The organism is Citrobacter telavivensis, from assembly GCF_041807075.1.
GTDB classification, from domain to species: Bacteria; Pseudomonadota; Gammaproteobacteria; order Enterobacterales; family Enterobacteriaceae; genus Citrobacter_A; species Citrobacter_A telavivensis.
This window is the reverse complement of sequence record NZ_JBGUBF010000003.1, coordinates 321038-332289: the sequence shown is the minus strand read 5'-3', so window position 1 is coordinate 332289 and position 11252 is coordinate 321038. Positions and strand designations below refer to the sequence as shown.

At 59.2% G+C, this 11252-nt stretch carries 10 protein-coding genes; 7 read left to right on the top strand and 3 right to left on the bottom strand.

The features are described 5' to 3' along the window. The 7 genes from acpT (at window position 1) to nikR (ending at window position 6045) form a co-directional block, all read left to right on the top strand. Window positions 1–585 carry a 4'-phosphopantetheinyl transferase AcpT gene (gene acpT, locus ACERJC_RS16230; protein ID WP_373672070.1) on the top strand — a complete coding sequence of 195 codons (585 nt, stop codon included), beginning with the start codon at window positions 1–3 and terminating at the stop codon, window positions 583–585. 136 nt (window positions 586–721) lie between these two features. Next, window positions 722–2296 (top strand): nickel ABC transporter substrate-binding protein, encoded by a 1575-nt coding sequence (gene nikA, locus ACERJC_RS16225; protein WP_373672128.1) that lies wholly within the window; start codon window positions 722–724, stop codon window positions 2294–2296. After that, a complete protein-coding gene (gene nikB, locus ACERJC_RS16220) occupies window positions 2296–3240 on the top strand; it encodes a nickel ABC transporter permease subunit NikB (RefSeq protein WP_152400416.1) in 945 nt (314 codons plus the stop codon). Before nikA ends, nikB begins: the two co-directional genes overlap by 1 nt. After that, window positions 3237–4070, top strand: coding sequence for a nickel ABC transporter permease subunit NikC (nikC, locus tag ACERJC_RS16215; RefSeq protein ID WP_046491674.1), 834 nt, complete (start codon window positions 3237–3239; stop codon window positions 4068–4070). Before nikB ends, nikC begins: the two co-directional genes overlap by 4 nt. Continuing rightward, window positions 4070–4834 (top strand): nickel import ATP-binding protein NikD, encoded by a 765-nt coding sequence (gene nikD, locus ACERJC_RS16210; RefSeq protein WP_373672069.1) that lies wholly within the window; start codon window positions 4070–4072, stop codon window positions 4832–4834. Before nikC ends, nikD begins: the two co-directional genes overlap by 1 nt. Further along, complete coding sequence (nikE, locus tag ACERJC_RS16205; RefSeq protein WP_373672068.1) at window positions 4831–5631, top strand: nickel import ATP-binding protein NikE; 801 nt, start codon at window positions 4831–4833, stop codon at window positions 5629–5631. Before nikD ends, nikE begins: the two co-directional genes overlap by 4 nt. 12 nt (window positions 5632–5643) lie before the next feature. Continuing rightward, complete coding sequence (nikR, locus tag ACERJC_RS16200; RefSeq protein ID WP_042323093.1) at window positions 5644–6045, top strand: nickel-responsive transcriptional regulator NikR; 402 nt, start codon at window positions 5644–5646, stop codon at window positions 6043–6045. Window positions 6046–6273: 228 nt separating this feature from the next. Here nikR and ACERJC_RS16195 read toward each other — a convergent pair whose 3' ends face one another. Genes ACERJC_RS16195 through ACERJC_RS16185 form a run of 3 tightly spaced genes read right to left on the bottom strand, consistent with a single transcriptional unit; the run spans window position 6274 to window position 11200 of the window. Next, window positions 6274–7398 carry an ABC transporter permease gene (locus ACERJC_RS16195; protein WP_195296113.1) on the bottom strand — a complete coding sequence of 375 codons (1125 nt, stop codon included), beginning with the start codon at window positions 7396–7398 and terminating at the stop codon, window positions 6274–6276. Then, entirely contained in the window at window positions 7398–10136 is a 2739-nt protein-coding gene (gene rbbA, locus ACERJC_RS16190) for a ribosome-associated ATPase/putative transporter RbbA (RefSeq protein WP_373672067.1), read from the bottom strand. The genes ACERJC_RS16195 and rbbA overlap by 1 nt, the downstream gene beginning before the upstream one ends. Continuing rightward, the gene (locus ACERJC_RS16185) at window positions 10133–11200 is read right to left on the bottom strand and encodes an HlyD family secretion protein (RefSeq protein ID WP_152400427.1); all 1068 of its coding nucleotides are present in this window, start codon (window positions 11198–11200) and stop codon (window positions 10133–10135) included. Before ACERJC_RS16185 ends, rbbA begins: the two co-directional genes overlap by 4 nt. Window positions 11201–11252: the final 52 nt, after the last annotated feature.

Sequence of the window (11252 nt, the reverse complement as noted above, 5' to 3'; positions counted from 1 at the left end):
ATGTATCGGATCGTACTGGGAAAAGTTTCGACACTCAGCGCAGGCCCCTTACCGTCTGCGCTATCCAATCTGGCGCCGAAGGGTCCTCGACGCGCGCGCTGGCTGGCGGGTCGCGTTCTGCTTTCCCATGCCCTCTCGCCGCTGCCGGAGATTGTTTACGGCGAACAGGGGAAACCCGCTTTTTCACCGGAGACGTCGCTATGGTTCAATCTGAGCCACAGCGGTGATGACATCGCCCTGCTGCTGAGCGACGAGGGCGAAGTGGGTTGCGATCTCGAAGTGATCCGCCCGCGCGCCAACTGGCGCTCGCTGGCAAATGCGGTCTTCAGCCTCGGGGAACATGCCGAAGTGGAAGCGGAACATCCGGATCGGCAACTCGCCGCGTTCTGGCGTATCTGGACGCAAAAAGAGGCGATCGTGAAACAGCGCGGCGGCAGCGCGTGGCAAATCGTCAGCGTCGACAGCACCTTCGACTCCGGGCTTTCGCTGAGCCATTGCCAGTTCGACAACCTGAGCCTCGCCGTCTGCACCCCCACGCCCTTTACGTTGACCGCAGACGCGGTGCAGTGGCTGGAAACGGTCTGACATCGCAAACATACGATTTTCGTATAATTCACGCGTTTGACCGCCCTTCTCTTGATCCAGAACACGTCAAAAGTATGATGATTCCTTAGAATCGTCATACTCATTAAGTCGTACCTCTACATCATTCGGGATCACCATTTTGTCCAGACTACGCCGCACACTTTTTGCGCTGCTGGCCTGTGCGTCATTCCTCACGCACGCCGCTGCCACTGATGAAATCACTACCGCCTGGCCGGTCAACGTTGGGCCGCTTAACCCCCATCTGTATACCCCTAACCAGATGTTCGCCCAGAGCATGGTCTATGAACCACTGGTGAAGTATCAGGCGGACGGGTCGGTCATTCCGTGGCTGGCGAAAAGCTGGACCCACTCAGCAGATGGCAAGACCTGGACCTTCACCCTGCGTGATGATGTGACCTTCTCGAACGGCGAAGCGTTCGACGCGCATGCCGCGGCGGAAAACTTTCGCGTGGTGCTCGACAACCGTCAGCGCCACGCCTGGCTGGAACTGGTTAATCAGATAGTCGACGTCAGCGCGCTAGACAAAAACCAGCTACAAATCACCCTGAAAAGCGCCTATTACCCCTTTTTGCAGGAACTGGCGCTGCCGCGTCCTTTCCGCTTTATTGCGCCGTCACAATTTAAAGACAACGAAACAATGCGCGGCATTAAAGCCCCCATTGGCACCGGTCCGTGGGTGCTGCAAGAGTCAAAGCTCAATCAGTACGATGTGCTGGTGCGCAACGATCGCTACTGGGGTGAAAAGCCGCAGATTCAAAAGATTACCGTCAAAGTGATTCCGGACCCCACCACCCGCGCCGTGGCGTTTGAAACCGGCGATATCGATCTGCTGTACGGCAACGAAGGACTGTTGCCGCTCGATACCTTCGCCCGTTTTAGTCAGAACCCAAACTACCGCACCCAGCTTTCTCAGCCGATTGAAACGGTGATGCTGGCGCTCAACTCAGCCAAAGCGCCGACCAATGAACTGGCGGTGCGCGAAGCGCTGAACTATGCAGTGAACAAAAAATCGTTGATCGACAACGCGCTGTACGGCACGCAGCAGGTCGCCGATACGCTGTTCGCCCCGACGGTCCCTTATGCCAACGTTGGCCTGAAACCACGTCAGTACGACCCGCAACAGGCGAAAGATCGGCTGGAAAAAGCCGGCTGGCAGCTACCCGCAGGCAAAGCGATTCGTGAGAAAAACGGCCAGCCGCTGCGCATTGAGCTGTCATTTATTGGTACCGATGCGCTAAGTAAGTCGATGGCGGAAATTATCCAGGCCGATATGCGTCAGGTTGGCGTCGACATCGCGCTTATCGGCGAAGAAGAGAGCAGCATTTACGCCCGCCAGCGCGATGGTCGCTTCGGCATAATCTTCAATCGCACCTGGGGCGCGCCGTATGACCCGCACGCCTTTATGAGTTCGATGCGCGTGCCGTCCCATGCGGATTACCAGGCACAGCAGGGTTTAACCGACAAACCGCTGATTGATAAAGAGATTAGCGAAGTGCTGGAAACGACCGACGAAACGCAGCGTCAGGCGCTGTATAAAGACATTCTGACCCGCCTGCACAACGACGCGGTCTATCTGCCCATCAGCTATGTCTCGATGATGGTGGTCGCCAGACCTGAACTGGGCACGATTCCGTACGCGCCTATCACCTCTGAAATTCCGTTTGAACAGATTAAACCGGTGAAACCCTGATGTTGCGTTATGTCCTGCGGCGCATCCTGCTGCTGATTCCGATGATTTTCGCCGCCTCGGTGATCATCTTCCTGATGTTACGCCTGGGCACCGGCGACCCGGCGCTCGACTATCTGCGCCTGTCGAATCTGCCACCCACGCCGGAAATGGTGGCCTCAACCCGTGTGATGCTGGGGCTCGATCAGCCGCTGGTCGTGCAGTACGGCACCTGGCTATGGAAAGCGCTGCATCTGGACTTTGGTATTTCGTTCGCCACCCAGCGCCCGGTGCTGGATGACATGCTGAACTTCCTGCCCGCGACGCTGGAACTGGCCGGCGCGGCGCTGGTGCTGATCCTGCTGACCTCTGTACCGCTCGGCATCTGGGCGGCGCGTCACCGCGACCGTCTGCCGGATTTCGTCGTGCGACTGATAGCCTTTCTCGGCGTGTCGATGCCCAACTTCTGGCTCGCCTTCCTGCTGGTGATGTTCTTTTCGGTCTGGCTGCAGTGGCTGCCCGCGATGGGCTACGGCGACTGGCAGCACCTCATTTTACCGGCGGTGTCGATAGCCTTCATGTCTCTGGCGATTAACGCGCGACTGTTGCGCGCCAGCATGCTGGAAGTCTCCGGGCAGCGCCACGTCACCTGGGCGCGCCTGCGCGGGCTGAACGATAAACAAACCGAACGCCGTCATATTCTGCGTAACGCCTCGCTGCCGGTGGTGACCGCAGTCGGGATGCACATCGGCGAACTGATTGGCGGGACGATGATTATCGAGAACATCTTTGCCTGGCCGGGCGTCGGTCGCTATGCCGTCTCGGCCATATTTAACCGCGACTACCCGGTGATTCAGTGCTTTACACTGATGATGGTGGTGGTTTTCGTGGTCTGTAACCTGATTGTTGATCTGCTGAACGCCGCGCTGGACCCGCGTATTCGTCGTCATGAAGGAGCGCACTCGTGAACTTTTTCTTCTCTTCACGCTGGTCGGTTCGTCTGGCCATGGTCGTCATCGCCCTGCTGGCGGTGATTGCGCTAACCAGCCAGTGGTGGCTGCCGTATGATCCGCAGGCGATCGATTTACCGTCGCGTCTGCTGGCACCGGACAGCCAGCACTGGCTGGGAACCGATCATCTGGGACGCGATATTTTCTCTCGCCTGCTGGCCGCCACCCGCGTGTCGCTGGGTTCAGTGATGGCCTGTCTGCTGCTGGTGCTGGCGCTGGGGCTTATCGTTGGCGGTAGCGCCGGACTGTTGGGGGGACGCGTCGATCAGGCCACTATGCGCGTCGCCGATATGTTTATGACCTTCCCGACCTCCATCCTGTCGTTCTTTATGGTCGGCGTGTTAGGTACGGGACTCACCAACGTGATTATCGCCATCGCTCTGTCGCACTGGGCGTGGTATGCGCGGATGGTGCGCAGCCTGGTCATCTCCCTGCGCCAGCGCGAGTTTGTTCTCGCCTCGCGGCTTTCCGGCGCGGGTCATATCCGGGTGTTTATCGATCATCTGGCCGGGGCGGTGATCCCCTCGCTGCTGGTGCTGGCCACGCTGGATATTGGTCACATGATGCTGCACGTTGCCGGGATGTCATTTCTCGGTCTTGGCGTGACGGCGCCCACGGCGGAATGGGGGGTGATGATTAACGACGCCCGCCAGTATATCTGGACCCAGCCGCTGCAAATGTTCTGGCCGGGGCTGGCGCTGTTTATCACCGTGATGGCCTTCAACATGGTGGGTGATGCCCTGCGCGATCACCTGGATCCTCACCTTGTCACGGAGCACGCCCACTGATGCCACAGCAAATTGAACTGCAAAACATTGCCTTACAGGCCGATCGCCCGCTGGTGCACGGCGTGTCGTTATCGCTCAAACGCGGACGCGTGCTGGCGCTGGTGGGTGGCAGCGGTAGCGGAAAATCGCTGACCTGCGCGGCGGCGCTCGGGATTTTACCCGCGGGCGTTCGCCAGACAAGCGGAACGCTTCTTGCTGACGGTAAGCCGGTGCCCCCTTGCTCCCTGCGCGGGTTCACCATCGCCACCATTATGCAAAACCCGCGCAGCGCGTTTAATCCGCTGCATACGATGGCGACCCACGCGCGGGAAACCTGCCAGGCGTTGGGTAAACCGGCAGATGACACCACGCTTATCCGCGCACTGGAAGCCGTTGGTCTGGAGCACGCCGAGCGCGTACTGAAGCTCTATCCGTTCGAGATGAGCGGCGGCATGCTACAACGCATGATGATCGCGATGGCGCTCCTGTCCGATGCGCCGTTTATCGTCGCCGATGAGCCAACCACCGATCTGGATGTGGTGGCGCAGGCGCGCATCCTCGATCTGCTGGAGAACATTATGCAGAACCGGGCACCGGGTATGCTGCTAGTGACTCATGACATGGGCGTGGTCGCACGACTGGCCGACGACGTGGCGGTGATGGATAACGGAAACATCGTCGAACAGGGCGAGGTGGAAGCCCTGTTCAGGGCCCCCAAACACGCCATTACCCGCGGTCTGGTGTCGGCGCATCTCGCCCTGTACGGTATGGAGTTAGCCTCATGACTTTACTCAGCGTCACTGATCTCTCTCATCACTACGCCCACGCCAGCCTGGGGGGAAAACATCAGCATCAGCAGGTACTCAAAGAGCTCTCCCTGAACCTGAAAAGCGGCGAAACCGTTGCCCTGTTGGGGCGCAGCGGCTGCGGGAAAAGTACGCTGGCACGTCTGCTGGTCGGGCTGGAATCGCCCAGCCAGGGGAGCGTGAACTGGCGCGGTGAACCGCTGGCAAAACTGAACCGGTCCAGACAAAAAGCGTTTCGCCGCGATATCCAGATGGTCTTTCAGGATTCCATCAGCGCGGTGAATCCGCGTAAAACCGTCAGCGAGATCCTGCGTGAGCCGATGCGTCATTTACTCTCGCTGTCCAAAGCCGGGCAGCTGGCGCGGGTTCGTGAGATGCTCCACGCGGTGGATCTGGATGAAAACCTGCTGGATAAACGTCCGCCACAGCTCAGCGGTGGTCAGCTCCAGCGCGTCTGTCTGGCTCGCGCGCTGGTGGTGGAGCCGAAACTGTTGATTCTCGATGAAGCGGTATCGAATCTCGATCTGGTATTGCAGGCGGGGGTCATCCGTCTGCTCAAGAAACTACAGCAGCAGTTTGGCACCGCCTGTCTGTTTATCACCCACGATCTGCGGCTGGTGGAGCGTTTTTGTCATCGCGTAATGGTGATGGAGGACGGGCAGATCGTTGAAACCCGGACCGTAGGAGAGGCATTAACCTTTTCCTCCGAGGCCGGTCGTGTGCTACAAAAGGCGGTACTCCCCGCATTCCCCGTGCGCCGTCGCGCCATTTCGTAAGGTTGATATCTGATGCAACGAGTCACCATCACGCTTGATGACGATTTACTGGAAACGCTGGACAGCCTGAGCCAGCGTCGTGGTTACAACAACCGCTCCGAAGCAATTCGTGACATTCTGCGCGGCGCGCTGGCGCAGGAAACCACCCAGGAGCACGGCACCCAGGGTTTTGCGGTGCTCTCCTATGTGTATGAACATGAGAAGCGTGACTTAGCCAGCCGCATTGTGTCGACCCAGCACCATCACCATGATTTGTCGGTTGCCACACTGCATGTCCATATCAATCATGACGACTGTCTGGAGATTGCCGTCCTGAAAGGCGATATGGGCGATGTTCAGCATTTTGCCGATGATGTCATTGCCCAGCGCGGCGTGCGCCACGGCCATTTGCAGTGCCTTCCGAAGGAAGAGTAACCGTCAACGATGCTGCCGGGGGCGCTTCGCTTGCCCGGCCTACATTTTGTGCTCCCGTAGGCCGGATAAGGCGCAGCCATCATCCGGCAAACCACTGCCGGGGGCGCTTCGCTTGCCCGGCCTACATTTTGTGCTCCCGTAGGCCGGATAAGGCGCAGCCGCCATCCGGCAAACTAGGCCTGATGGCGCTACGCTTATCAGGCCTACCGTTCGCTGCGAGCCTCAACATTACGCCATCGTGCCAATCGTCTTTCGAAAGCGCAGTAACGCTATCAGGAAGAATGCGCCGCCGATGGCGAGTAACGTCAGAAACTGCGGCCAGACGATGCTGAACCCGGCACCGCGATAGAGTATCGCCTGGGCGAGGCTGACAAAGTGCGTGGTTGGCATGGTCAGCATGATGTCCTGCACCGCCTGCGGCATGCTTTCGCGCGGCGTGGAACCGCCGGAAAGCATTTGCAGCGGCAACAGCACCAGAATCATCAGCAGCCCCAGTTGTGGCATGGAGCGCGCCAGCGTACCCATGAAAATGCCGATCGAGGTGGTCGCAAAGAGACTCAGTGCCACACCCAGCATGAACAGCGGAATAGACCCTTCAATCGGCACGCCGAGCACGCCTTTCACCATCAGCATTAGTGACAGCCCCGAGACCACCAGCACCACCAGCCCCATCGACCAGACCTTCGCCATCATGATCTCAAACGGCGTTACCGGCATCACCAGCAGGTGTTCCACCGTGCCGTGCTCACGCTCGCGGATCAGCGCCGATCCGGTCAGCACAATCGCCAGCATGGTGATGTTATTGATGATCGCCATCACCCCGCCAAACCATGCCGGATCGAGGTTCGGGTTAAAGCGCATTCGGGTCTCCAGCGAAACCAGCGGCTCGCTGTTATCCCGATAGCGGGCGACAAAACTGTTCACTTCGCCGTTGATGATATTCTGGATGTAACTGTTGCCGGTGAACGCTTGGCTCATGCGCGTGGCGTCAACGTTCACCTGAATATCCGGCTGCCTTCCGGCCAGCACGTCCCGCTGAAAGTTGGGCGGAATGTTGACTGCAAAGGTATAGCGGCCTGCATCCAGCCCGGCGTCCATTTCGTCAGCGGTGATCATCTCCGGCGGTAAAAACCACGGGCGATAGAAGCTGTTGACGATACGATTCGAGAGCTGCGACTGGTCCATATCGGCAATGGCAATTGGCGCGAGATGCAGCGACCCCGGCAGTACGGTAGCGGAGGAATACACTGAGACGGTAAAAGCAAACACGATCAGCGTCAGCATCGCCTTATCGCCCAGCAGGCTACGCAACTCCTTGATGCCTAAATTATAAATATTGCGTAATCGGCGCATCACCCCTCCTGTTTTTTCAGCAACAGCACGCTCAGCCCCATCACCACCGGAATGGCTACCAGCAGCGGCACAAACAGCGGCCAGAGATCGGTGAGATCCAATGCTTTCGAGAAAGTCCCCCGGGCGATCGTCAGGAAATGGCTGGTGGGGTAGATCTCGCCGATCCACCGCCCCGGCCCTTCCAGCGAGGCCACCGGATCGATCATCCCGGAGAACTGCGTCGCCGGGATCAGGGTGATGATGGAGGTGCCAAAAATCGCCGCAATCTGACTCTTCATAAACGTGGAGATCAGCAGCCCTATCCCGGTGGCGATGATGACATACAGCAGCGCCGCCAGACTGAGCGTGAGGAAACTGCCTTTGTGCGGCACGCCAAAAACAAACACCGACAGGGCGCAGAGCAGCAGGAAATTGAGCATCCCCAGCGCGATATACGGCAACTGTTTACCGAGCAAGAACTCGCTGCGGGTGGTAGGCGTCACGTACAGGTTAATGATCGATCCCAGCTCTTTTTCCCGTACCACGCTCAACGCACTCAGCATCGACGGAATCATCATCAACAGCAGCGGGATCACCGCCGGAACAATCGCCGGCAGGCTCTTCACATCCGGGTTATAGCGATAGCGGGTCTCAATAGTCATGAGTCCGCTCTGCCCCACCGGCGTCGGCTGGCGGCTCGCCACATCCTGTAGCCAACTCTGGTGCATCGCCTGCACGTAGCCTTTCACCGTCTCAGCGCGGCTGGGCATGGCGCCATCCACCCAGACACCAATATCCACCGGCGTCCCGCGCGCAATATCGCGGCCAAAGTTAGGCGGGATTTCGATGGCTACCGCCACCTCGCCGGAACGCATCCGCCGGTCGAGATCGTCATAGCTGATTAGCGGCGGCTGTTCAATGAAGTAACGTGAGCCCGCCAGATTTAATGACCATGCCTGGCTGCTGACGGTTTGATCGCGATCGAGTACGGCAAAGCGCAGATTTTCGACGTCCATGCTGATGCCGTAGCCCATAATCAGCATCAGAATCACCGTCCCCAGCAGTGCCAGCGTCGAGCGCACCGGATCGCGACGCAGTTCCAGCGCTTCGCGACGGCTGTAGCTGAACAGTCGCCGCAGGCTGAATCCCTGACGCGGCGGCGTGACCTCTTTATGATTTGTTTCCACCGGCACCAGGGCTTCTGGTGCTGAACCCACCGCCTCCTGTAACCAGGAGATAAACGCCGCTTCCAGGTTGGCGGCTCCGCGCCGTTCCACCAGCTCCTGCGGCGTACCGCTGGCAAGCACTTTTCCGGCGTGCATCAGCGACATACGGTCGCAGCGCTCGGCTTCGTTCATAAAGTGGGTGGAGATGAAAATGGTGACTTTGTCCCGGCGCGACAAATCGACCATCAGTTGCCAGAACATATCCCTGGCCACCGGGTCGACGCCGGAAGTCGGTTCGTCGAGGATCAGCATTTCCGGGCGATGGATCACCGCCACCGCCAGCGACAGTCGCTGGCGAATGCCGAGCGGGAGCGACTCGGGTAACGTATCCTCCACCTCCGCCAGCATAAAACGTTCGCTCATCTCCTGAACGCGCTGAGGAATCTCCGCTTCCGGGATGTGAAACAGTCGCGCGTGGAGTTCCAGGTTCTGTCGTACCGTCAGTTCGCTGTACAGTGAAAATGCCTGCGACATGTAGCCCACCCGGCGACGGGTATCGATATCTTTCGGGTCGACCGGTTGACCAAACAGCCAGGCCTCGCCTTCACTGGCAGGCAACAGCCCGGTCAGCATCTTCATGGTGGTCGATTTACCGCAGCCGTTGGAACCGAGGAAGCCAAAGATCTCCCCACGCGGTATGCGAAAGTTGACGTGATCGACAGCGACGAAATTACCGAAGCGCATGGTCAGGTCTTTCGCCTCTATGGCGATCGCTTCCTGTTCCGCATGATACGGCGGAATCACCACCGGCTGATACGCCTGGCGCTGCGCCTCTGGTAACAGGCCGATAAACGCCTGCTCCAGCGTCTCACTGGCGGTTTTATCGCGGAGTTCCTGCGCGCTGCCGGTTGCCAGTACCTCACCCGCGTTCATCGCCACCAGCCAGTCGAAGCGCTCGGCCTCTTCCATATACGCCGTCGCCACCAGCACGCTCATGTTCGTCTGCCGCTGGCGGATGCTGTCGATCAGATCCCAGAACTGGGCACGGGACAGGGGATCGACGCCGGTGGTCGGTTCATCCAGAATCAATAACTCCGGGTCATGGATCAGCGCACAGCACAGCCCCAGCTTTTGTTTCATACCGCCCGAGAGTTTCCCCGCCGGACGATCGCGAAACGGAGCCAGGCCCGTGCTGTTCAGTAGTTCCGTAATCCGCGCTTCGCGCTCGGCTTTGTCATGCCCAAACAGGCGAGCGAAGAAATCGACGTTTTCGTATACCGACAGCGTGTGGTAAAGGTTTTTCCCCAGTCCCTGCGGCATCCAGGCAATGCGCGGACAGACGTCACGGCGGTGCTTCGGATCGCGCATATCGCCGCCCAGAACCATGACGTTGCCTTGCTCAATCACCCTTGCGCCGGAGATAAGCGACAGCAGGCTTGATTTTCCCACGCCATCGGGACCGATCAAACCCACCATGCAGCGCGCAGGGATATCCAGCGTGATGTTATTCAGCGCCACCGTGGTCCCGTAATGCTGACTCACGCCGTCAAGGTGCACCACGGGAGGAACGGGAACCCGCGCCAGAGGGGTCATTGCGGCAACCTCACCGCCAGCGAATCAGGCCAGGGAGTCTGTTCGTTCAACCGCACCCACGCCATGCCTGGCAATCCGGTTTTGACATATTCCAGATGCTGCTGGAGTAATTCCGGTGGGATGCGCGCCTTGACGCGAAACATCAGCTTCAGACGCTCATCGCTGGTTTCGACGGTTTTCGGCGTGAACTGCGCGACGCTGGCGACGAAACTGATGGTGGCAGGAATGCGCAGATCCGGCGCGGCATCAAGCACCAGACGCGCTTCGCCGCCAATCTTCAGCAGACCCGCCTGTTCGGTAGGCAGGAAGAACGTCATGTAGACATCGCTGAGATCGACCATATTCAGCACCCGACCGCCCGCTGCCAGCACTTCACCGGGTTCCGCCACGCGGTACTGAACCCGGCCATCACGCGGAGCTTTAAGCTCGCTGTCTTCGATGTCCGCGACAATCCGTCGTTCGGTCGCCTGCGCCGCGTCGACACGGGTTTGTGCCTGAATAATGCTGGTGCGCGCGGCTTCAATTGCCGCTTTCGTCGCACTGACCTGCGCCTTTGCCGATTCCAGTGCCGCGCGCGCGCTTTCGGCGGCGGCGCGATCGTCATCCAGTTGTTGCGCCGATACCGCGCCACGCTGGGAGAGCGAGCGGGAACGGACGTGACGTTTGGAGACGGAATCCAGTTCGGCTTCGCGCTGTTTCACCACCGACTGGGCGGCGCGGGTTTCGCTCTGGCGCTGTTCAAGCAGCGCCCGCGCTGCCGCCACGGCGCTTTCGGCCTCTTTGATTTGCGCAATGGCTTCCAGCCGTTGCTCCTGCAACACGCGGGTATCCATCTTCGCCAACACCTCGCCCTGGCGAACAAACTGCCCTTCGTTCACCAGAATGGCATCAATACGCCCGGCGATTTTGGTCGCGATATCGACTTCCGTCGCCTCGATTCGTCCGTTGCTGGCAGCAAAACCTTCCGGTACGCCTGCGGGCCGTAGTACCCACCACACACCGGCAGCAACCACCACCAATACGCCCAAAACCCACCACGTCAGATGACGCTTAATGTTGTCCATAATCGACCCGCCATAATCCCTGTTATCAAACAATGCGTGTCACAAAACCCCA

Excerpts from the sequence above, each read along its gene's own strand:
- acpT (WP_373672070.1), top strand. The coding sequence starts at position 1 with ATGTATCGGATCGTACTGGGAAAAGTTTCGACACTCAGCGCAGGCCCC.
- nikB (WP_152400416.1), top strand. The coding sequence starts at position 2,296 with ATGTTGCGTTATGTCCTGCGGCGCATCCTGCTGCTGATTCCGATGATT.
- nikD (WP_373672069.1), top strand. The coding sequence starts at position 4,070 with ATGCCACAGCAAATTGAACTGCAAAACATTGCCTTACAGGCCGATCGC.
- nikE (WP_373672068.1), top strand. The coding sequence starts at position 4,831 with ATGACTTTACTCAGCGTCACTGATCTCTCTCATCACTACGCCCACGCC.
- nikR (WP_042323093.1), top strand. The coding sequence starts at position 5,644 with ATGCAACGAGTCACCATCACGCTTGATGACGATTTACTGGAAACGCTG.
- ACERJC_RS16195 (WP_195296113.1), bottom strand. The coding sequence starts at position 7,398 with ATGCGCCGATTACGCAATATTTATAATTTAGGCATCAAGGAGTTGCGT.
- rbbA (WP_373672067.1), bottom strand. The coding sequence starts at position 10,136 with ATGACCCCTCTGGCGCGGGTTCCCGTTCCTCCCGTGGTGCACCTTGAC.
- ACERJC_RS16185 (WP_152400427.1), bottom strand. The coding sequence starts at position 11,200 with ATGGACAACATTAAGCGTCATCTGACGTGGTGGGTTTTGGGCGTATTG.